This window comes from Leisingera sp. ABD4_442 (assembly GCF_056160905.1).
The window spans coordinates 1-23,731 of the sequence record NZ_JBSWYB010000050.1; the positions used below are offsets into that span (position 1 = coordinate 1).

Consider the following 23,731-nt stretch of genomic DNA (forward strand, 5'->3'; position numbering starts at 1 on the left):
TGTGGAGGGGGGGCGTTGTTTGCAGCCTTTTTGTTGGGGGGGGGGGCGGGATCGGTGGGAAAACAAACCCACCCCCTGCTGGCGGTTTTCCTTCCCCCCCCCCCCCCCCCTGGAGACCCCCGCAACCCTAGGAGCCGATCAAGATGGAAAGACGTGAATGGAAAACCAAGACCTGATCACCCGGCTCGACAACCGGCTGGACCAGCTGGTGAATATCGACATGGGCGAACGCGGTGTCGAGCACCTGTTTGAAGCGGCCCGCGCACTGCAGGGCGGTTCCCTGATCGGTGCCGCGGCGGACGCGCTGATGGCGGTGCCCGAAGGCGGCACAGTGGTGCTGACCACCGGCTCGGTCTCGCGCGCCTGGATCACCCCGGATTTGGGGGAGAACGACGGCCCCTCCGGCGCGGCAGCGATAGCCCGGGCGCTGGTGCTGGGGCGCAATGCCACCTGTGTGATGCTCTGCGAGGAAACCCTGCTGCCCGCGATCCGTAATACCTGCCAAGCGGCAGGGCTGTTCCCGGTCTCGCTGGAGCAGGCGGCGATTGCGCGCGCCGACAAGAGCCTCGCCACCATCGTGATGCTGCCCTATGCCACCGATGACGCGGTGGGCCAGGCGCAGGCCGTGCAGATGCTGGACGAACTGCAGCCGGACCTGCTGTTCTCGACCGAGCGGGTCGGGCGCAATGAGTTTGGCGTCTACCACTCGATGCGCGGCATTGATTACGGCATGGGCCGGGCGCGGGTGGATTTCCTGTTCGACGAAGCCTTGGCCCGGGGCATCCCGGTGGTAGCTGTCGGCGACGGCGGCAATGAGATCGGCATGGGCAAGGTGGCGGATCATGTGACCACGCATGTGCCCTATGGCGATGCCTGCCAATGCGGCTGCGGCGGCGGCATCGGTGCGGTCACCTCCTGCGATGTGCTGATCACCGCCGCCTGTTCGAACTGGGGCTGCACTGCGATTGCCGCCGCCATGGCCGTGCGCGCGGGCAATGCCAAGCTGCTGCACACCCCCGAACGCGAGGCCCTGCTCTTGGACACCATGGTGGCCAATGGCCTCATCAACTCCACTCACGGGATCGTCGATGACAGCGTCGACGGCTTTCCCCGGCAAAGCCATCTTGCGGTGGCTGAGCTGTGCCGTACCATCGTGAGCCGCGCGCTCTGACCTCTGACAGGACTTTAACGACATGATCCAGGACAACCCCGCCCTCATCGAGGCCATCCGCAGCCGTTTTGCCCATGTGGACAGCTGCCCCTTCCAAGGCGAGCGTATCTTTTTCGAGAACGCCGGCGGCGCGCTGACGCTGAAATCGGTGGTCGAGACCGCGGCGTTTTATGCCGCGATCCCCGACAACCCGGGCCGCATCAACCCGGCAGGCCAGGGCATGCAAGATAAGATCAACAAGGCCAAGGAAGACATGGCCGTGTTCATGAACGCCCCTTCCGGCCAGTTCTTTGCCGGTGAAAGCGGCACCGAGCTGCTGTTCCGGATGATCCGCACGGCCTGTGTGAATGCGCCCAAGGGGGCCAAGGTGATCGGCTCCTCGATCGAGCACCCGGCCACCCGCAGCGCCGCCCGCCGCTGGGCGGAGATTGCCGGGCTGGAATATGTGAACGTTGCCCACGACAACGAAACCGGCCTGGTCAGGGCGGAGGATTACGCGGCGCTGATGACCCGGGATGTGGCGGTAGCAACCATCCTGCATGCTTCGCCGGTCACCGGCATGGGCATGGATGTGGCGGCGATTTCCAAGGCGATCCGCGCAGTTGCGCCGGACTGCTTGATCATCGTTGACGGGATCCAGCACGCCGCCCATGGGCAGCTGGACCTGGCGGCATATGATGTCGATGGCTACGCGGTCTCGCCCTACAAGGTTTTCTCGCGCCATGGCTACGGCATTGCTTGGATTTCGGACCGGATGACGGCGCTGCCGCATGACATGCTGATCGGCGCCCCCGCCACCGGCTGGGAGTTCGGCACCCGCGACACGGGCTCTTACGCCACTTGGACGGACGTGGTGGACTATTTCGAATGGCTGGGCGGCGAGGTATCTTCCGAACCTACCCGCCGCGGCAGGATTGAGGCTGCCGGCCATGCCATCCACGCCTATGAAACCCACCTGACCAATGCCGCGATCAATGGCACCGGCAACCTGCCGGGACTGCGCGACATGGCGCATGTCACCATTCTGGCGGGTGCAGACAACCCGGCGCGCGAAGGGCTGGTGTCTATTGTGGTGGACGGCATCGCCTCGGAAGAAGTGGTGGAGATCCTCAACGCCCAGGGCATCCGCACCCATACCCGCAAGGCGGATCACTACTCGGGCAACGTGCTGGACCCGCTGGGGCTACCGGACTGCATTCGGATTTCCTTTTGCCATTACAACACTGAAACAGAAATCTCCAAGATGCTCGCAGCGGTGAAGGAGCTGGGCAGGGAAGGCTGATCCGGCCGGACCGGTGTTAGATAGGAGACCGTTTCCGGCAGCAGTGCCGGGAATGGGGCCGCCGGGAGCTTAGATTTGGTTGCTGGGAAGGGCTGGGCCTTTTGGGGTCCGGCCTCTCTTACGCACGCTTAGACACCGTGCACCGTCAGCGTCCTCGGCAGTTTGTTTGCGGCCCCTGTCCTATTGGGGCCGCCGCGGACGATTTGGCGCATGGCGCGGCGTCTTATCAGTAAATAAAAACAGTCATGACTGTTTTTTATTGACGCGGCATCAAGCGCGCTCTTAGGGTAGTTTCAGGCCCGGCAGGGAAAGAATCGGATGGACCAGGTGACAAAACGCACCCAGCAGCAAAAAAGCGAAGACATGCGGGCCAGACTGCGACGGGCGACTTTGCTCACGCTGATGGAAAAAGGGTTCCGCAACGCGGGAACACCTGAAATCTGCCGTCAGGCCGGCGTGTCGCGCGGTGCTATGCTGCACCATTATCCGACCCGCAACGCCTTGCTTCTGGATGCGGCCATTGATCTGTGGCGGGAAGTGCCGGAGCGGCTCCGCGGGCTGGTTGGCGGTCTGAAAGACGGCGCCTTTGATGTCGATGCCTTTGTCGATGGGGCCTGGGAAAACATGTTTGCCGACGATGTGGTGCTGCCTTCGTTGGAGTTGACCCTGGCCGCGCGTTCAGATCCGGAGCTGGCAGAGCCGGTCGCTGAAGGACTGCGGGAGTTGTTCAACAGCTACTATGAAATCCTGCACGGAACCTTTGCGGCGCAAGGGTGGGACGAGGCGGCGATCCGCGACAGTATCAATCTGGTGCTTTGCTCCCTGCGCGGGCTCAAGGTGCAATCGCTGGTCTATCACAGCCCGCAATTTGAGGCCGAAATGATGGCTTCGCTTAAAAATGCCTTCAAACACGCCATCCAAGCGATGGCGGGAGAGACGGACTAACAGGAACCAACATGAAGACGCTTAGGAATGTGCTGCTGGTCATAGCTGACCAGTGGCGCGGGGATGCTATTGCCTGCTGGGGGCATCCGGATGTGCAAACACCGCATCTGGATGCCTTTGCGGCCGAAGCAGTGTCGTTCCGCCGGCACTATGCGCAGGCTGCGCCCTGTGGCCCGTCCCGTGCCTCACTCCTGACCGGGCGCTACCTGATGAATCACCGGCAGGTCAGCAATGAAACTCCATTGCCGGCAGGGATGCCCAACCTAGCGCATCTTGTGGCCGGATCGGGGCGGGAGCCTGCGATCTTCGGTTATACCGACACGCCGAATGATCCGTACAACGCTGCACAGCTGCAGCCATGGGTCTGTCCGGGGTTCGACACCAAGGCAGGCTTTTTCTATCATGACAGCTTTGCTGCCTGGCGGGCCTGGCTGGCAGAGCATGGTGTACAAATCGCAGAAAGCGGTGATCCCGAGAGCATTTTCTTGCCTGCAGGCGGCTACGACCGCAGCCAGCCGCTGGCTCCCTGCCAGTACCCTGCCGAGCTGAGCGACACCGTTTTCCTGTTCGGCGCAGCGGCGGATTACATCCGGTCCCGCGCAGGCAAACCTTGGTTCGTAAGCCTGAACTGCCTGCGCCCGCATCCGCCCATGGTGGCGCCGGAACCTTTTAACAAGATGTTTGATCCGGAAGCCTTGGCACTGCCTGAGCGCAGCATTCCGCCCGCGGAAGTAGCCGGATCCCACCCCTTCCTTGCAGTCTCGCTCAAGGCCCATGGCGCCAAACGCTATTTCCGGGCAGATCTTGAGCCCGGCGCTGTGACAGAAGCGGACGAGCGCAATATGCGCGCGGCATATTATGGCAATATGGCAGAGGTAGATGCCCGGTTCGGCGCGCTGGTGGCGGAGCTGAAGGCGGCGGGTGAATGGGATCAGACACTGGTGATCTTCACCTCGGATCACGCCGATCAGCTGGGCGGCAACTGGATCTATGGGCGGCGCGGGCCGTTTCCCGGTTTGTTCCACATCCCGCTGATGATCCGCGACCCGCGTTTTCCGGCGCAGCATGGCAACAGCGTCGATGCCTTCACCGAAACCACCGACATTTTGCCCACCATTGCCGAGGTGTTGGGGCAGCCGGTGCCGGAGTGTGACGGCCGCTCACTGGCCGGCTTCCTGCAAGGCAGCGCACCTGAGGCTTGGCGAGACTATACGGTGTGGGAAACCGACTACCGCGAGCTGCAGCTGATTCCGGAGTTGGCTTCCTATCTGCCGGAAAGCCCGGATGACTGTTGCTTCACTGCGCTGATGTCGCAGGCGTGGCTTTACATCCATTTCCCAGCGCAGCCTGCGTTGCTGTATGATTTAGCAGCTGACCCGCGATGCGAACGCAACCTGGCGGGCGACCCGGCCCATGCGGCCGATCTGGCCCGCAGCGCCCAGACGCTGCTGACGCATCGGATACGGCACACCCCCAAACAGTTATCGGACTATTGGCTGCCCTACGCGACCAATGGGCTGGCACGGAAAATCTGGAACACGGAGGAGAAGACGTGCTGAGGATTTCGGGCCTGACAAAGACCTTTGGGGCATTTCGCGCCTTGAATGTCGGGCAAATCGACATACCCCGCGGCGAGGTGACCGGCATTGTCGGCCCTAATGGCGCGGGCAAAACCACACTGTTCAACACGGTGGGCGGCGCAATCCGGCCTGATGGCGGCAGCGTCACCCTAGATGGCAGCGACATAACTGGCCTGCCGCCGCACCGGCTGGCAGAGAAGGGTCTGGTGCGGACCTTCCAGATCTCCCGCGATCTGGGCGCGCTGACCATTCTGGAGAACCTGCTTCTGGCCCGGCCCGGCCAGTATGGCGAGGGCCTGGCAGCAGCGCTGTTTTCCCGCGCCCGCATCCGGGCAGAGGAGGAAGCCGCAATCGAACAGGCCCGCACATTGCTGCAGCGGGTGGACCTGTGGCGGCTGGCGGACCAATCGGCCAGCAGCCTGTCGGGCGGGCAGAAGAAGCTGCTGGAAGTGCTGCGGGCAATGATGCTGTCGCCCAAGGTGATCCTGCTGGACGAACCAGCGGCAGGCGTGGCGCCGACAATGGAGGGGGTGCTGTGCGACTTTATTCTCAGCCTGAAAGAGGAAGGCGTCACCTTTGCCATTGTCGAACATGACATGGAGATGATCGAGACGCTGTGCGACAGCGTCTATGTGATGACCGAGGGCCGCGAGATGATGCGCGGCACGTTCGAAGAAGTCACCACCGATCCCTGTGTTCTGGAAGCATATCTGGGGAGCATGGTGTGATGGGCAGTACCCTCCTGGCAGTTGAAAACCTGCGGGCCGGCTACGGCGGCGGCGATATCATCAAGGGCGCGGGGTTCTCCGTCTCCGAAGGTGCCGTCTCAACCATCGTCGGCCCCAATGGCGCGGGCAAATCCACGCTGGTCAAGTCGCTGGTCGGCCTGCTGACACCACGCGAAGGCACAATCACCCTGGCGGGCAAGGATGTGACCCGGCTGAACGCGCCTTCCAAGGCGCGCGCTGGCCTGGGCTATGTCCCGCAGGAGCACAATGTGTTCCGCAACATGTCGATCGGCGAGAACATGACGCTGGCCTATGAGTTCATCTCCGGCGGCTCCAAAGGCCTGCGCGAGGCGCGCGACCGGGTTTTTGCCATCTTTCCGGACCTTGCCCACCGCGAGGCGGATCTGGCGGGCAACCTGTCGGGCGGGCAGCGGCAGATGCTCGCCTTCGGCTGCGCCTTGATGCCGAACCCGAACCTCTTGCTGCTGGATGAGCCGAGCGCGGGACTGTCGCCGAAATACGTCGCCGAAATGTTCGAGGCGGTGAAGGGCGTGAACCAAGCCGGCGTGTCGATCCTGATGATCGAGCAGAACGTCAAGGAAGCCATGGTGATCTCGGAGACTGCCATCGTGCTGGTTGCGGGCACGGTGCGAGCGCAGATGCCCGCTGCGGACTTCATGAACCATCCCGACATTCACGCGCTCTACATGGGTACTGCGGATGCCGGCGCAAAGGAGAGCGCCTGATGCTCCAGATCCTGTTGAACGGCGTTGTCTCGGGGCTGCTGGTGGCCCTTCCGGCGATTGCCCTTTCGCTGACCTATGGGGTGCTGAACTTCCCCAATTTCGCCATCGGCTCGATGATCACCGCGGGCGCGTATATTGCGTTGTTTTTCAATGTGGATATTGGCGTGCCGATCCTGCCGGCCGCAGTGCTGGGCGCAGGAGGACTGGCAGCAGTGGCACTGGCAACCGACCGGCTGGTCTATAAGCCACTGCGCAACGCGGACCATGTGACGCTGCTGGTCGCCTCGATGGGGGTCTATTTCGTGCTGGAAAACCTGGTGCGCTTCCTTTGGGGTTCCGACATCCGCGGCTTTGACATCGCCGTCGCCCGGCCGCACCGCTGGATGGGGCTGCGGGTCAACAACGAGCAGATCACCATCGTGGTTGTGGCGCTTCTGGCCATGGTCGCGGTCTGGTTCATCCTGATGCGCACGCCCTTGGGCCGCGCCATGCGGGCAGTGGCCGACAATCCGGATCTGGCCGACGTGCGCGGCATCAGCCGCAACTACGTGATCGCCATGGTCTGGGCCATTGCCGGGGTGCTTGCGGCTTTTGCCGGGGTGCTGATCGGCATGGACGGCATCGTCGACCCGCTGATGGGCTGGAATTATGTGCTGCCGGTCTTTGCTGCCGTCATCCTCGGCGGCATCGGCAATCCGCTGGGTGCGGTCATCGGCGCGCTGTTGATCGGCGTGGCCGAGGAACTGGCCACCCTGGTGCTGCCCACCACCTACCGGCAGGCGGTGTCCTTCCTCATCATTGCGCTGGTGCTCTTGCTGCGCCCGCACGGACTTCTTGGCAAAGCGAGGATCAGCAGATGATCGGCTACCTGACCGCAATCCTTATCTTCGTCATCATATCTGCCCTGATCGGCCTGGCGCTGAACCTGCAATGGGGCCAGGCGGGGATGGTCAACTTCGGCATCTTCGGCTTCTTTGCCGTGGCGGCCTATGTCTCGGGCCTCAGCGCCCTGGCCGGGGTGCCCGCCTTGATCGCTGCGGCGCTGGCTGTGCTGGTTACGGTGGCGCTCAGCATCCTGGTCGCTCTGGTCTCCGCCCGATTGCGCGAGGATTACCTGGCAATTGCCACGCTTGCCTTTGCCGAGGCGGTCCGGCTGTTCCTGCTGAACGAGACCTGGCTGACAGGCGGTGCCAACGGCCTGCCCGGCATCCCGCGCCCGCTGTCCGGTTTGGCCACCGGCCTGCAATATGAGCTGCTTTTCCTGGCCATCTCCCTGGTGGTGCTGGCAGCCTGCTTTGCCTTTGCCCAGATGCTGACGGTCTCTCCCTTCGGCCGCGTCCTGCGGGCCCTGCGCGAGGATGACCTGGTCACTGCCACCCTTGGCAAGACCACGCTCAGCTTCCGCATCCGGGCCTTTGCCGCAGGCGGGGTGATCATCGGCGCGGCCGGCAGCCTGCACTGTTTCTACTTTAGCTATATCGACCCCACGCAGTTCGGCGCCTTTGTTACCGCTTATGCTTTCATGGCGGTGATTGCCGGCGGGCGCGGCTCCAACACCGGGCTGCTCTTGGGTGCGGCCTCTGTCATGGTGCTACTGGAAGGCACCCGCTTTCTGAAAGACCTGATGCCCTTCCTGGATGCGGGTCAGGCGGCTTCCCTTCGCCTGATTCTCATTGGTGCGGGCCTCATCCTCCTCTTGATTTACCGCCCGCAGGGGTTTTGCCGCGAATACCGCCTGCAGGCCGGAAAGGGAGACAAGTCATGAGCAGAATTCCCATTGTCGCTGCTGATGACCTGCCGGAAGAGGCCCGTGCCGTCTTGAAGGAGATGACCCGCTATGGCCCGTTCGGCAACCTGGGCGGCGCGCTGGCGCACCGGCCGCCGGTCCTGAAGCATATGTTCGCGATGCTGCTGGAATTGCGGGACGAGGCGGTTCTGCCGCGTCGGTCGCTGGAACTAGCGCTGGTTACCGTCTCCAAGCTGAATGATTGCACCTATTGCGTCTCGCACCACGCGCCAATGCTGGCAGTGGAAGGGCTGAGCGCTGAGGGGATTGCCCGGCTGCCGCAGGCCGTTGACCACCCGGAGCTGGATGACTGCGACCGGGCCGTGGTGCGCTATGCCGAAGCTGTCACCAATCGCGCCAGCCGCATGAAAGATGAAGAAGTCACCGGCCTTCGCCGCTGGTTCAGCGATGCCCAGATCGCTGAGCTGACCTGGCGCGTCGCGCTGTGTAGTGCCTTCAACCGGTTCAACGATGCCTTGCAACTGACGCTGGAAGACGGGGTGGAGGAGATCCCGACCGGCGCCTGATCCTACAGAGGAGGAAATCACCATGACACAACTTACCCTGAGCCGCCGCAGGTTCCTGGGCAGCGCCGCTGCGGGCATTTCCGTGGGCAGCCTGCCCCTGCCTGCACTTGCCGGCAATGGCCCGGTTAAATTCGGTATGATCTCGCCACTCACTGGCGGCGGCGCGTCCTATGGGCCGAATATCGTCAAGGCTGCCCAGGTGGTTGCAGCACAGATCAATGCCGCAGGCGGCATCCTGGGCGGCCGGGAGATCGAGGTTATCGCCGAGGACAGCGAAACCAACCCGACATCCGCCGTGCGGGCCGCGCGCAAGCTGCTGGATGTGGATCAGGTCAGCTCCATTATCGGGATGTGGGGTTCCGGGCCGACCCTGGCGGTAAAACCGCTGGCGATTGAAAAGGGCGTGTCTCTCAGCTGCCTGGGTGCAGCGGACGCAATCACCGAGGGCGACAACGGCGGGCTGATCTGGCGGTTCCAGGCCACAGGCCGCGAATGGGGGGTGCCGCCGGCCAAGGCGATGCTGGCTGCGGGTCACAAGAAGGTCGGCATTCTGGCCGTTCAGACCGCCTTTACCCAGTCAATGATCGCACCTTTCGTGGAAACCATCGAAGCAGGTGGCGGTGAAGTCGTGGTGCAGGCCGAGGTGAAACCCGATCAGCCGTCGTTTCGCGCAGAAGTGGATCAGGTGATGGGCGCGGATGTGACAGCCGTATTCCTGCCTGCCTATGTCACCCAATTCACCTCGATTGCCAAGGAATGGTACCGCGGCGGCTATGAGGCCGAACTTTACACGCTGACAATCGCGGCCAGTGCAGGCACCAATGGCGGCGGCAAGTTCATCAGCGCTGTCGGCAATGAGGTGGGCGAGGGCATCCACCACCTGCAGGCGACCAATGACATCAGCTCCCCCGCGTACAAGGAATTCGAGACGCTGATGGGGACGGAGCCGGGCAGCTTTCTGCCGTTCTCCGCGCTTTGTGCCGACAGTCTGGCGGTGCATGCGGCGGCGATGGAAAAGGCGGGCAGCGCCGACGCCACGGTTTATACCAAGGAGATCCTTGCCATCACCAATGGCAGCGGGGAGAAGACCGGCGGCGTTGTCAGGCTGCTGGAGGCGGTCCGGGCTGGAAAGGACGTGGACTATACCGGCTATGGGATGGACGTGGCATTCCACGCGGACGGCAATTTGAAAGACCGTCCCTTCGCGCATTTCGTGATCCGCGGCGGCAAGGACGAAGAACTCGGCACCGTGTAAAAGACACTGGCGGCACGGCGGGTTTTGCTATTCTGCCGTGCCGCCCAGCATCGCGGGCATTCTACATTCTACATTCTACATTCTACATTCTGCATTCCGCCAGGCGCTTGGGCGGAGTTGCCGTTTTGGAATAATGCACGCGCATCAGGAGCAGACATGCTCCCGTGCCGTCCAATCAGAACGAACCCTAACAAAAGACAAAGATAACTCGGCGCTTATACCCTAAGTTTATGTGGTCCTGACCGTTGGTTTATGCGTTTTGAGCCTAGGTTTATTGTGCCCGCGGGGATCAAGTGCGATCAAAGGCGAAGACGGTGCAGAAGCATCGCGGGCGCAGGGCTGAGGCGGGGCGCCGGGCAGGGAAACACGCCAGGCTGAAATTTTGACAAGGCGCTTATCAGAGCGCCTTTTCTGCCTGCGGCACATGCGTTCTCTGATGCAACGGATGATCGCCCGGAACTCTGGGCAGCGCAGGAGAGAACGGGTGGTCAAGACTGTCACGACGGATGCCGGGGCCTTTGCGGTTTACGAAGCCTATTTGCGCGCAGCAGAAGGCGGCAGCGAGCCGCTGCTGGATCTGAGCGATGCAGGGTTATACGGCAGCAGCGGCCAGGGGATGACCGCGGCGGAATTGCAGCAGGAGAATATTGATATCTCCGCGGCGCTGCTGGCGGGCGAGCAGGGCTACGGCGTTGCCAACCCGCTGTCGGTTGAAGCGGTCAGCCAGATCGCCGAGTCCTTGCTGGCGCAGGTCAACCAGGTCTCCGGCCTGACGGCGGAGCCCAATGCCAATTTCACTGATGCCGAGCTGCAGGCACGGGCGGACCAGTTGTCTTCTGACATGCTGGCGGAGTTCCAGGCGCAGATCGCGGCCAACCCATCCGTGGCGGTGGTATTGCCCAGTACGCCGGAGGAGCAGGCTCAGTTCAACCGGGGCGTGGCAAACGCGGTTAAGGATCTGGCTGACGCGCGGGGCTACTTTCAGAAGCTCGCGGCAGGCGATACCAGCCCGGAAGTGATCGGGTTGACGGTTGCAGCGGCAGTGAAAACCGCAACCGGCATTCTGTCGGTTCTGCCGCTGCCGCCGGCCGCGAAAGCGGCAGTGAACATCGTCAACTTTGCCACCTACCTGGCACCCGGCATTGCCGCGGCGGTGAAGGGCGATGGCGATCCGGCGACCCTGCTGACCATTGCGGTGCAGATGGCCACCTCGGTTTTGACCTGGGGAGTGTCAGACTATTTCTTTGACTATATCGCCCCGATCATCGTTTCGGCAGCTGCCAACGCAGAGATGGGAGCCGACGGGCTGATTGATCTGTCGCCGACGGCAATTACCCAAGGGCTGATCGAGGCCGCGGTGCATGACAACGGCGGCACCCTGCCGGACTGGTGGTACCAGGCCACCGGCGGCAACAGCGGCAGCTTCGACCAAACCTACCAGAAGGCACAGGCAATTGCGGATGCCTATGGCGGATTTGGCAGCGACAGCTTCATGGCCGGGCTGTCGGCGCAGATCCGGGCGCAGTACGGCAGCTACGGGAAGTATTACCAGGAACTGACGCTGAACCTGGACCCGAACGAGGGCGCAACTCGGTATTACTTTGCGTATAATGGGGTCTGGGAAACCCGGCCGATATTTTCCGCATCAAACGTAATTTTCCCGGGCGTAGACCCCAACACGACCAATCCCTGGGACCTGATCCACGTCACCAATGCGCCCACTGCGATCAATGGCGGGCTGTACATCCTGGAAAAGGACACCGCTGTTTTCAACGCCAGCGGTAATGTGGATACCGTGTACGCGCCGGCCGGGCGGCCGGTCAATCTGCTGGCGGGCAACGACTCGTTCAATTTCGCGCAAGACGCCGCGGGCGGCACCGGTGCCAGCCCCTACTACCAGACTGTCACTGCGGGGCTTATTGATGGCGGCGACGGCTGGGATCTGCTCAGCACGGTTGGCCTGACTGAGGGCAATGCCGCGGGCTATACCGGCGATATCGTCATCGACCACAACACGGTGCGCTATGTCACCGGGCAGTTTTACGGTCTGGATGCGTCCAACTTCCGCACCATTGCCACGCATCAGAACTTTGAGGAGTTCCACACCGGCAGCCTGCGCCTCTTTGATATGCGCCAGTCTGCCTATGCGGTGAAGCTGACGGCGGAGAATGCGACAGACGGTGTTTCGCAGTCTCATATCTACGGGTCAGCCTATGGCGACACGCTGATTGTCGACAGCGGCCGCAGCGTCACTGCCCGCATCACCCTGTGGCAGGGGCAGGTCACCTCGGTCAGCTATGGCGACAACAGCAGCCAGTTCATTACCGTTGATGCCGGCGCGGGCCATGACTACGTCGCGGGCGAACTGGTCAATGGCGCCACCTATCAGGGCGGTGCGGGTGTCGACACGTTTGAGATCCTGACCCCGGACGTGAACCGCGCGCCGGAGCCGTATATCCAGGCCAAGACCTATTTCGTGACCTCGCTGGATCTGGAGAGTGGCGCAACCTGGATGCGAACCCATGCGCAAGGCACCAACGCGCCGCCTTTTGTTCTTCATGTGTTTTATGACGTTCTGGTCCACACCGATACAACTGCCACCGTGCAGGGGTTCGAATGGGCTGTCGGCAGCCAGTACAGCGACATTATCTATGCGCTGAATGCGGGTTCGCGCATCCGCGGCCAGGCGGGTAACGATACGCTGCACGGGCGCGACGGGCGGGATCAGCTCTATGGCGGCGACGGCCATGACTCGCTGCTGGGCGGCGGCGCCGCCGATCGGCTGCAGGGCGGCAGCGGCAACGACACGCTGGACGGCGGCGCCGGCCGGGATGTCATCATGGGCGGCGCCGGGCATGACGTGATCACCGACCTGCAGGGCGCCAACCTGATTTCCGGCGGCGCTGGCAATGACAGCATCACAACGGGGGATACCGCGAACGAGATCTTTGGCGGCGACGGCTACGATACCATCACAGCCGGCAATGGCGGCAACACGGTCTCGGGCGGGGCCGGCAATGACCGCATCACTACCGGCAGCGGCAACGACAGTGTCGATCTCGGCGCGGGAGTTGACGAGCTCTTTGCGGGTGCAGGTGATGACACTGTCACAGACACCTGGGCCCCGGGTGCTCTGGTTTCGTATTACGACCGGTTTACGCTGCAGAACGTTTACCGCAGTGCCACCGTGGATGGCGGCGAAGGCTACGATGTTCTGACCCTGGACATGACAGGCTCTTCGATGGTTTTTGCCGATATCGGCACTTTCCAGTCCGCCAGCTTTTCCTACGATTTTGTCACCGGCGTCAGCCAAGGTGCTCTGCCCACCAGCTATGTCAATAGCTATGTCAATTTCGAGGAAATCCATCTGACCGGCGGCAACATCACTGTCGATATGGTGGACTGGCTGGATTACGAGCCGGATTTCCGGCCCTCAATTGCCGGTCATGCGATCAACAACAGCATCGGCACTGGCAGCGGCAATGACAATGTGGCGCTAGGGGCAGGCAACGACACCTATTACGCGGGCCTTGGCAACGATACCATTGCCGGGGAAAGCGATTACGACACCCTCGACTACAGCCGTCTGGATGCAGCATATTCGGTCGACTTCTCTGGGCTGGATGCCAATGGCAACGGCAGCATCCGCATTCTGAACGGCGATGGCACCCTGGCGGCCACCGATACTGTTTCCGGCTTTGAGGCGATCACCGGCACCGCGCACGGCGAGGCGATCTCACTGGATGCGGGCGGCAACGCATTGCGCGGCGGCGGCGGCAACGACACCCTGCGCGGCGGGGCTGGAAATGACCGGTTCCTGTTCGGCCAGAACGACGGCGCCGATGTGCTGGCAGATGCGGCAATTGGCGACGTGCTGGTGTTTTCTGGCCCAGATGGCACCACTGCGCCGTCTCTGGCACGCAGCGGCAGTGCCGGAAATTACACCTATACCGTCACTTTCGGCAGCACGACGGCCACCTTCATCTCGCCTGATCTGCTGGACCTCAATACAGCCTCCGCCAGCGCCGGCGGCACCACCATCTGGGAGATGACTGTGGTGGACGGCACGCTGGTTGCGCGGGATGACAGCGGCGGCGCCTTCAGCACCGACGAGGACACGGTGCTAACCACCGGCGATGTGCTGGCCAATGACACCGATCCGGGCCTCGCCAATGTGCAGATCGTGTCCTTTGACGCGGTTTCGGCTCATGGCGCCACTGTGACGAGGGTGCCGGGCACCGGCCAGTTCACCTATGACCCGGCCGATATCTTTGACGGGCTGATCGACGGGCAGTCGGGCACCGATACCTTCACCTATACGGTCTCAGACGGGACCACGACAACAACCGCCACCGTCACCATCAATATTGCGGGCTTCACCGACAATCCGGTGGCCTATGCCGACAGCGCCACCACCACTGAGGACGCGCCGGTCACCATCGACGCGCTGGCCAACGACCTGGACCCGGGTGCGCAAGATGCGGTTGTCACGCAGTATGACAGCACCGGCACCTGCGGCGGCACGGTGGTCTATAACGGTGACGGCACCTTCACCTATACGCCGGGGGCGGGCTTCAACAGCCTGGGCGTGGGGGAGACCGGTACCGATTCCTTTACCTATACGCTGGACGACGGGCGCTATGCTTCCACCACCACTGTCACGGTGACTGTGACCGGGGTGGATGACCTATTCACCGCGCAGGACGACAGCCGCATCCTGCTGGAGGATCAGGTCGCAACGCTGGATGTGCTGGCCAACGATACCGACCCGGACGGCGATCCTGTCAGCCTGGTCAGCGTTGGCACCCCGAATGTGGGGACTGCTCAGATCGTAAACGGCCAGATCGTCTACACCCCGCCGCTGAACTACAACGGGCCGGTCACCTTTACCTATGACGCCACCGACGGTGTGAGTACCCAGACAGCCACAGTCTCGCTGAATTACGTGGCGGTGGATGATGCGCCGACCATCGTGAATGACACGGTGACTGCAACGATCGGCCGCGGGCCGGTGGTGATTGATGCGGTTGCCAATGACATCGACCCCGAGGGCGGCGCCATTACTATTTGGGGGGCAAATGCCTGGTCGCATCAGGCAGGTCCGGTACAGATCATCGACAATCAGATCGTCTGGAACCCCGCGTCGAACCTTGGTCCAGGAACCTACCAGCTGTATTACGCAATCCGGGATGAAGCCGGCCACAACGCCTACAGCGGTGAAATCAGCGTCACGCTGATAGACGAGCAAGCCCCCTATGCGGTTAACTATATTGTTCAAGGCTCGGAAGATGCACCGCTTACGGTTTCCGGCACAGCGTCCTTTTTCGACCGGAATGGTGATACGCTAACGGTTGTCAGCATTCAGACCGAAAACATTGCCAATGCAACAGTGATTGACAATGGGGACGGGGCATTTACGGTCACTCCAGATGCCAACTTTGTCGGCACTGTTTATGTGCCAGTTGTTGTCTCGGACGGCATCCACGAGGTGGCGCACACTCAACAGGTCCTGTTCAACAACACCTATGATCCGATCACTCTGCACGAAGATATCTACCGTATCCGCCCGGATGAACTGCTTACCGTTCATACCGCGGATCTGCTGGCCAATGACGTCAATCCTGACGGCGCCCTGAATGGCTTTGTGACATCAGCCGGGTTTGGGGTGAACGGCACTGTCACCGGCTATGCAGGCGAAAGCCAGACCGCTAACTACGTCAGCCACAGCCATCCGGGAATTATGACCGGCCCCAGCGCCATTCTCTTGTCGCAGTCGGGGGGGCGGGTCAATTTCACGCCCGATGCCGGCTTCCACGGCATTGCCACCTTCGAGTACAATTTCTTTGAGCGTGCAATCCACGCTTACACGCCGGTCAATGGCACTGTCTCGGTCTATGTCGACAATGACGTGGCCGCAGCGGACGACACCGCTGCCACCGCCGAGGACACCGCTGTCGTCATCAACGTGCTGGCCAACGACAGCGACGCGGATGGCGATGCGATGGTGGTGCACCGGGTCGATCAGCCCGCCAATGGCAGTGCCGAGGTGCTGCCGGATGGCACCATCCGCTATACTCCGGTCGCCAACTTCAGCGGCACCGAAACGATCACCTATTACGTGGGGTCTGAGTTCCAGCCGGAAAGTGCCGCCAGCACCGCGACCATCACCGTCACGGTAGCTCCGGTCAATGATCCGATCACCGCGGTGGACGACAGTGTCACTACGGCAGAGGATAAGCAGGTGGTGCTGGACCTGACCGGCAACGACCTGAACCCGGATGGTTTCACCGGAGCAGTCTTGTCCGTTGGCACCCCGGCGCATGGCGCCATCGTGCAGACCGGCCAGACGATTACTTATGTGCCGGATGCCGATTTCAACGGCACCGACAGCTTCAGCTACACCCGCGAGGACGGGCTCGGCGGCACCACCACGGCGACCGTCACCGTCAGTGTGACCGCGGTGAATGACGCACCGGTTGCTAATGCCGACAGCGTGACAGTGGCAGAAGACGGCAGCCTCACATTCGATCCGCGCGGCAATGACAGCGATCCGGAAGCCACCGCGCTGAGCGTCACCGCCCTGGGCACGCCCGCCCATGGCAGCGCGCAGATCAACGCGGACGGCACCGTGACCTATGTGCCGGATGCAAATTATTTCGGCAGCGACAGCTTCACCTACACGGTGAGCGACGGCGAGCTGACCGCGACGGCCACCATCGCTGTGGCCGTGCAGCCGGTGCAAGACGTGCCTGTTGCGGTGGACGACAGCGCAATCACGGCAGAAGACACGGCTGTGGTGATCAACGTCATCGCAAACGACACCGAGTTGGACGGGCAGGCCCTGGCCGTGACCGCCGTCACCGGCGCGGCCAATGGCCAGGTGCATTTCAGCGGCGGCCGGATCACCTATACGCCGGATGCGGATTTCAACGGTGCCGAGCAGCTGACCTATACCGTCTCGGACGGCAATGGCGGCACCGCCTCCGCCACGGTGGACATAACCGTGACCCCGGTGAACGATGCGCCGGCGGTGATGAATGACAGCTCAAGCGCAGTGCAAAGCGCCACCCAGACACTGGACCCGCTGGCCAATGACAGCGATGTGGATGGCGGCCAGCTGAGCATCACCGCGCTGAACGGCACCGCCGTGCAGCCGGGGCAGTTCGTGAGCCTTGCCAGCGGTGCGCTGGTTTTCCTGAACGGCGACGGCACCGTCAGCCTGTTCCCGGGCGGCAACTACGACCATCTGACAAAGGACCAGAATGCCGTTGAAACGGTCAGCTACACGGTGTCCGACGGGGCGGGCGGTATGTCCACCGGAAGCATCCAGTTCACCGTGACAGGCATCAACGATGCCCCTGTCGCGGTGCCCGACAGCGTCTCTACGCAGGAGGACATTGCGGTAACGTTGGGTGTGCTGGGCAATGACACCGATGCCGAGGGCAACCCGCTGACCCTGACCGCAGTTGCCGACCTGGCCAATGGCGCCGTCAGCTTCACTGCGGCGGGCAGCATCACCTATACGCCCGATCCGAATTTCAATGGCACCGAAGTGATCACTTATACGGTCTCCGACGGGCAGGGGGGCAGCAGCACCGGCATCCTAACGGTCAATGTGGCTCCAGTGAATGATCTGCCGGTAGCGGCAAATGACACTGCCGCCACCAATGAGGATACCGCGGTCACCATTGATGTGCTGTCAAATGACAGCGATGCGGAATCTTCCAGCCTGCTGATTGCGGAAGCATCCAATGGTTCCAACGGCACAGTTGAAATCGTGAACGGCCAGCTGGTCTATACGCCAGAAGCCAATTTCTTTGGCACCGACAGTTTTACCTATAGGGCAGGCGACGGCCAGGGCGGCACCGCACAAGCAACCGTCACCGTGACCGTGAAGCCGGTGCAGGACGGCCCTCTGGCTGCACCAGACAGCGCGGTAACCACTGAAGATACTGCAATCACAATAGATGTCACAGCCAATGACACTGAGCTGGATGGGGAAGCTCTGACAGTGACTGGCGTCACCGGTGCGGCGAATGGCCAGGCTCAGTTCACTGGCGGCCAAATCACTTACACGCCGGATGCGGATTTCAACGGCAGCGAGCAGCTCGTCTATACTGTCTCGGATGGCAATGGCGGCACTGCAACCGCAACGCTGGATATTACCGTGACCGCAATAAATGACGCACCGGTTGCGAATGCCGACAGTGTGACAGTGGCGGAAGACGGCAGCCTCACCTTTGATCCGCGGGGCAATGACAGAGATCCGGACAGCGCTGCACTTAGCGTCACCAGCTTGGGCAAGCCGGGACATGGCTCTGTGCAGATAAATAGTGATGGAACAGTGACTTATGTTCCAACGGTCAACTATTTTGGCCACGACAGCTTTACCTATGTGCTGAGCGATGGGGCTCTGGTCTCCACCGGGACTGTCACCGTAGTTGTGCAGCCAGTGCAGGACGCCCCCTTGGCCGCGCCCGACAGTATCGTAACCGCCGAAGACTCGCCGGTCACCATTGATGTCACAGCCAATGACGCGGAACTGGATGGCGACTTCCTGGTTGTGACCGGAGTAACCGGTGCGAGGAACGGCCAGGCTGAGTTCTTCGGGGGGCAGGTCACCTACACGCCGGATGCGGATTTTAACGGGTCCGAGCAACTTATCTATACTGTTTCGGATGGCAACGGCGGCACCGCTACGGCGACGCTGGATATCACAGTGACCGCAGTGAATGACGCGCCTGAGGTCGCCAATGACACAGCTGTAACGACAGAGGACAGCACGGTCTCCCTCGCTCCCCTGGCTAACGACAGCGGCCCTGAAGGCGGCGCGCTGGTGATCACATCGCTGGACGGCACCCCGGTTACGGCGGGGGAAGGCGTTTCGCTGGCCAGCGGTGCCATCGCGACGCTGAATGCGGACGGTACTGTTACCTTTGACCCCAATGGCGCCTATGACGGATTGCAGTCCGGAGGTGCGTCTGCGGTGGTCCGGATCCCTTACACTGTTGCGGACGCAGGCGGGCGGACGTCCACCGGCGCTATTGAGGTCACAGTGACCGGAGTGAACAATCCAGCGGCCTTCTCCGGGCAGCTTCATGCCGGAATATCCGAAGATAGCAGCAGTGTAAGCGGGCAGATTGCTGTCTCTGACCCTGACAGCCCGGCGCAAATGGCGCCAGGCAGCTTCGTGGGCAGCTATGGCAGCCTCAGCCTCGCCGCGGACGGAAGCTGGACATATACCCGGACCGCTGTTCTGGATCACTTGGAGCCGGGCGAAAGCGTTGTAGACAGCTTTGCAGTGGAGGCGCTGGACGGCACCCCTGCTGTTTTGGAAGTCACCATAGAGGGAGCGCTGGACCACCTCAGCATCACCGGCACGCCTGCAAATGAAGCCCTGGCCGGTGGAACCGGTAATGACACCCTCACCGGGCTGGGCGGCGATGACGTGATTTCAGGCGGTGCCGGATTTGATTATGCAGCCTTCCTGGGCAACAGCGACGAATTCGCCTTTGCCTTTTCTGCAGGTGGCAGCGGTATCATTGTAACGGATACCAATGCGCTGGACGGGCTGGATGAAGGCAGCGACACCCTGCAAGCTGGCACTGAGGCCCTCCTCTTTGGCGACGGCACGGTTGGAGAAATTGCCTGGAACGGTGCGCAGCCTGTTTCGCTGATCCTGCGCAAGAACGGTCAGGCCGTCTATGAGCTGAAGGAAACCAGTGGTGGTGCAGAAAAAACGGTCACCTACAAGGACGGTGCGATTGACACCGTCACCTATACCGATCCCGGTGCAGATGGCGGCGCCAAACCCTGGGCGTCGCGCACTCAGACGCTCAACGGGAGCGGCCAGGTGGCACAGAGCGAGATCGTGTTTGACGACGGCTCCACCCGCACCATCCATAACACCTATGCAGACGGTGTGCTTGCGACCCGGACAGTGACCGACGGCGCAGGCAGTGCCAGCAGCGCCCGCTGGGACAGCATCCTGCGCAGCATGGATGCCGATGGGAACATTTTGCAGGCTGCCATCGTCTACGACGATGGCACCACACGGACCAAGCAGAACACCTACACCAATGGTGTCAGAACCAGCCAGACCGTGACCGACGGCACTGACAGCGCAAGCAGTGCCAATTGGCAGACCCTGGTGCGGACCCTGGACGCCAACGGCCAGGTACAGCGGGTGGAGGTGGTCTTTGACGATGGCACCACGCAGGTCCGGGAGAACATCTATGACGGTGGCATCCGGATCAAACAGGTTATCACCGACGGCAGCGGTGCCCAAAGCCGCGCTGCGTGGAGTGTTCTGGAACGTTACTTCGATGCTGATGGCAACCTGTCGAGAAAAGTGGCCAGCTGGGATAACGGCGACAGGACCACGAAACTGTTTGAAGCCGGCATCCTGACCACCCGCATCCAAGAGGATTTGAACGGGGACCGGCCGTTTGAGATAAAGACTACAAACTATGCTGCCGACGGCAGCTTCATCGGCACAGACTATGTCTGGGACGTGATCGGCTAAATCTCAATAACGTGGACCCGCCGTGGCCTTCCGGCCGCGGCGAGCGCCAGCCTTGGACCGCAAGCAGTGCCCGTTCTTGAAACACCTCGCAACTTATTGTGCGGATCTGTTGCATCTTTTTGCCCTGTCTGATTGCAGCCAGGCAAAGAGGATGTGTAATAAGCCTGTCCCGGCCTTCAGCCGGCGGGCCTGCACGAAGCAAAGAAGACAGTAGATGACTTACAATGGCGGCAAGGTAAAAGCAGCGTTTGCGATAATTGCGGCCTCTGCGGTTTTAATGCTGATCGAAGGAGCGATCGAATTTGCCCAGCCGGAATGGTGGGAAGATTGGGAAGACTATCATTTCCTTGAACTTCTGGTCACTGCCGGACTGTTGTGCGCGGTGGCGGTGCTGAGCTTGGAAGTCCGGGCAATGCGGCAGGCCGCTGACTCGATGGCGGAAAGGCTGCAGGCGGCGTCCGGCTCTTTCAACCGGCTGCTGGAAGCGCATTACGACGCATGGGAACTCACGCCATCGGAACGGGAGGTCGCAAGACTGGTTCTCAAAGGATGTTCCAATGCCGAAATCGCAGAGATCCGCACGTCAGCTGTTGGGACTGTGAAGGCGCAGACACATTCGATTTATTCCAAGTCGGGGCTTTCCGGTAAGAACCAGCTGATGAGCTTTCTTTTGGAGGAGCTGACAGATGGAACACCGCACTAGGTGGCAGCTCGTCCAGGCTGGCGTTCATTAGTCTTGCCACGCTCCGGTTCTTCAGGCGTTTTAGCAAGGGGAAAGGACAGCAGGGACCAACCGCCTGCTGCCCAGGGGAGGCAGACCGCTGCAGCCGTCAATCGGCGTCGGCTGCACCCTCGGCCCGCATCCGCGCGCGCCGGGCCCGGTAGCTGGGCAGAACCACCAGGATCACGGCCAGAGCCAGCAGGCCAAGAGTCATCGGCCGCTCCAGGATGAAGCCGAGCCCGTCATAGAGCTGCATGGAGCGGGCAAAGTTGTCCTCCAACATCGATCCCAGGATGAAGCCGATCAGCAACGGTGCCAGCGGATAGTCGGCAAACCGTAGCACGGTGGCGCAGATGCCAAGCCCGACCAGGATCAACAGCTCGGTGGCGTTGTTCTGGCCGATGTAGGCCCCCATCAGGGTGAAGAACAGGATGAAGGGGATCAGGTAATTGCGCGGCACCGCCAGCACCTTGGCGATATAGGGGATCAGCGGTAGGTTCAGGATCAAGAGGATCAGGTTGCCCAGATACATCGAGATGATCACCGCCCAGAAGATCTGCGGCTCATCCACCATCAGGCGGGGGCCGGGCGAGACGTTGAGGGCAATCAGCGCCCCCAGCAGGATCGCGGTGGTGCCGGAGCCGGGGATGCCCAGCGTCAAGAGCGGCACAAAGGAGCCGGTGCAGGCCGCGTTATTGGCGCTTTCCGGTGCGGCCAGGCCCTTGATCGAGCCCTTGCCGAACTGCTCCTGCTCTTCCTTGGAGGCGATGTTGCGCTCCACCGCGTAGCCCAGGAAAGAGGCGATCGTGGCGCCGGCACCGGGCAGCACGCCGATCAGAAAGCCCTGGATCGACTGGCGCCCGATGACCGGGGTGATCGCCTTGGCCTCGTCCTTGGTGATGCGCAGGTCCTTGATCTCGCTGCTGCCGCCACCGGTGTTCGACCGGGACGGGTCCAGCACCAGATACATTGCCTCGGGCAGTGCAAACATCGCCATCGCCAGGGTGATGAAACCAAAGCCGGACTGCAGGTCCATGATCCCCATAGTGAAGCGCGGCATGTTGAACAGCGCGCCTTCGCCCACCGTGGCCATGATCAGCCCCAGAAGGGTCATCAACAGAGCTTTGCCGACCTGGCCGGAGCCCGCAAAGGCAGCAATCGCCGACAGCCCCACAACCATCAGCGCGAAATACTCGGCCGAGTGGAACAGCAGCGCCACCGTCGCCAGTGCCGGGGCGAAGATCATCAGCAGGACGGCCCCGATGGTGCCGCCCGAGAATGAAGAGATTGCGGCCACGGTCAGCGCTTTGCCGGCCTTGCCCTGGCGCGCCAGCGGGTAACCGTCGAACGACGTTGCCACTGTTGAGGCCACCCCCGGCGCATTGATCAGGATCGACGAGGTGGAGCCGCCGAAGATCGCCCCGTAATAGACGCCCGCCAGCAGGATCAGCGCGGCGGAAGGGTCGCCGATGGAGATCGCCACCGGGATCATGATGGCGATGATCGACATCGGCCCCAGCCCCGGCAGCATGCCGATGAAGGTGCCGATCAGGCAGCCGCCGATGACCATCAGCAGATTGGTGAGGGAAAAGGCCGTTCCAAGCCCGACCATGATGCCTTCGAGCATATCAGCCTCCGTTTGTCAGAATTGCGGGCCAGGGGCTGAGGAAGATCCCCAGCACTTCCTGTACCAGGTACCAGACTACGCCTGCAGACCCCGCAGCGACCGGCAGCAGGATGTAGAGCTTACGCTCGCCAAGCACACAGGCGCCTGCGGCCAGGAAACCGGTGGTCGCGGGCAGGAAGCCCACTGGCCGCAGCAGCAGCGCATAGGCCGCCATCAGCCCCAGCAGCGTAAGCGCCTGACCCAGGTTATAATCGGTCAGGCGGCGGTAGTTGATGTCCATCGGTTTCGGATCATCCGCCCCTTTTTCGAACCCCAGCAGTACGTAGAATGCCGTCAGGATGGCCATCACCGAGAGGATCTTTGGGAAGGTGCTGGGCCAGATCGGGTTGCGTTTCATGAACGGCGGCAGTCCGGCGTCCATGGTGAAGAAGGCCGCATAGCCGTAGGCAAGGCAAATCATCAGGATGACAAGTGCGATCCAGCGGTCGAGTGCCATGTGCTCCTCCAGTGTCTTGTGTGGTTTCATCGGTGCCGGGGGCGCTGCCCCCGCCGCGGCAGGCCGCGGCTCCCCCGGGATATTTCCGGCGAGAGGAAGGGAAAAATTAACCATGCCGCGCCACGCTGGGCTTGCGGTACAGGCTGGGAAGCCGATGACCGCGCAAGGGGAAGGTTCTGCCTTTCCGGGGAGAGGAGATTCCTGTCTCTCCTTCCTCTTGCTGAAAATATCCCGGGAGCGCGAGGGCAGAGCCCCCGCACCCGGAGGCTGCGCCAAGATGCCGGGTCAGAGGAAACCGAGTTGCTTCCCCAGATCGCCAACGGCCCTCTCCTGGGCTTCCAG

At 62.0% G+C, this 23,731-nt stretch carries 14 protein-coding genes; 12 read left to right on the top strand and 2 right to left on the bottom strand.

Annotated features, from left to right (window positions below; all coding sequences use genetic code 11):
- Positions 1-157 precede the first annotated feature (157 nt).
- The 12 genes from ACXAHG_RS21810 to ACXAHG_RS21865 all read left to right on the top strand — a co-directional run bounded on the left by ACXAHG_RS21810 (position 158) and on the right by ACXAHG_RS21865 (position 21,248).
- Positions 158-1,171 (top strand): glutamate cyclase domain-containing protein, encoded by a 1,014-nt coding sequence (locus tag ACXAHG_RS21810; RefSeq protein WP_475060722.1) that lies wholly within the window; start codon positions 158-160, stop codon positions 1,169-1,171.
- Positions 1,172-1,193: 22 nt separating this feature from the next.
- A complete protein-coding gene (locus ACXAHG_RS21815; protein WP_475060724.1) occupies positions 1,194-2,453 on the top strand; it encodes an aminotransferase class V-fold PLP-dependent enzyme in 1,260 nt (419 codons plus the stop codon).
- Between the two features lie 318 nt (positions 2,454-2,771).
- Entirely contained in the window at positions 2,772-3,398 is a 627-nt protein-coding gene (locus tag ACXAHG_RS21820) for a TetR/AcrR family transcriptional regulator (protein ID WP_475039337.1), read from the top strand.
- A gap of 11 nt (positions 3,399-3,409) precedes the next feature.
- On the top strand, positions 3,410-4,957 hold the full coding sequence (locus ACXAHG_RS21825) for a sulfatase-like hydrolase/transferase (protein WP_475060729.1): 1,548 nt from the start codon (positions 3,410-3,412) through the stop codon (positions 4,955-4,957).
- The gene (locus ACXAHG_RS21830; RefSeq protein ID WP_475060732.1) at positions 4,951-5,706 is read left to right on the top strand and encodes an ABC transporter ATP-binding protein; all 756 of its coding nucleotides are present in this window, start codon (positions 4,951-4,953) and stop codon (positions 5,704-5,706) included. Before ACXAHG_RS21825 ends, ACXAHG_RS21830 begins: the two co-directional genes overlap by 7 nt.
- On the top strand, positions 5,706-6,452 hold the full coding sequence (locus tag ACXAHG_RS21835) for an ABC transporter ATP-binding protein (protein ID WP_475060735.1): 747 nt from the start codon (positions 5,706-5,708) through the stop codon (positions 6,450-6,452). The genes ACXAHG_RS21830 and ACXAHG_RS21835 overlap by 1 nt, the downstream gene beginning before the upstream one ends.
- Positions 6,452-7,312, top strand: a complete 861-nt coding sequence (locus tag ACXAHG_RS21840) for a branched-chain amino acid ABC transporter permease (RefSeq protein WP_475039329.1) — start codon at positions 6,452-6,454, stop codon at positions 7,310-7,312. Before ACXAHG_RS21835 ends, ACXAHG_RS21840 begins: the two co-directional genes overlap by 1 nt.
- Positions 7,309-8,217, top strand: a complete 909-nt coding sequence (locus ACXAHG_RS21845; RefSeq protein WP_475039327.1) for a branched-chain amino acid ABC transporter permease — start codon at positions 7,309-7,311, stop codon at positions 8,215-8,217. Before ACXAHG_RS21840 ends, ACXAHG_RS21845 begins: the two co-directional genes overlap by 4 nt.
- Complete coding sequence (locus ACXAHG_RS21850; RefSeq protein WP_475039325.1) at positions 8,214-8,765, top strand: carboxymuconolactone decarboxylase family protein; 552 nt, start codon at positions 8,214-8,216, stop codon at positions 8,763-8,765. Before ACXAHG_RS21845 ends, ACXAHG_RS21850 begins: the two co-directional genes overlap by 4 nt.
- A gap of 22 nt (positions 8,766-8,787) precedes the next feature.
- Positions 8,788-10,020 carry an ABC transporter substrate-binding protein gene (locus tag ACXAHG_RS21855; protein WP_475060738.1) on the top strand — a complete coding sequence of 411 codons (1,233 nt, stop codon included), beginning with the start codon at positions 8,788-8,790 and terminating at the stop codon, positions 10,018-10,020.
- Positions 10,021-10,504: 484 nt separating this feature from the next.
- Positions 10,505-20,545, top strand: coding sequence for an Ig-like domain-containing protein (locus ACXAHG_RS21860; protein ID WP_475060741.1), 10,041 nt, complete (start codon positions 10,505-10,507; stop codon positions 20,543-20,545).
- 277 nt (positions 20,546-20,822) lie between these two features.
- On the top strand, positions 20,823-21,248 hold the full coding sequence (locus ACXAHG_RS21865) for a helix-turn-helix transcriptional regulator (protein ID WP_475060744.1): 426 nt from the start codon (positions 20,823-20,825) through the stop codon (positions 21,246-21,248).
- Positions 21,249-21,375: 127 nt separating this feature from the next.
- Here ACXAHG_RS21865 and ACXAHG_RS21870 read toward each other — a convergent pair whose 3' ends face one another.
- Both ACXAHG_RS21870 and ACXAHG_RS21875 read right to left on the bottom strand, forming a co-directional pair.
- Positions 21,376-22,893: a tripartite tricarboxylate transporter permease gene (locus ACXAHG_RS21870; RefSeq protein WP_475039318.1), complete on the bottom strand. Its 1,518-nt coding sequence runs from the start codon at positions 22,891-22,893 to the stop codon at positions 21,376-21,378.
- Position 22,894: 1 nt separating this feature from the next.
- Positions 22,895-23,389, bottom strand: coding sequence for a tripartite tricarboxylate transporter TctB family protein (locus ACXAHG_RS21875; RefSeq protein WP_475039317.1), 495 nt, complete (start codon positions 23,387-23,389; stop codon positions 22,895-22,897).
- Positions 23,390-23,731 lie beyond the last annotated feature (342 nt).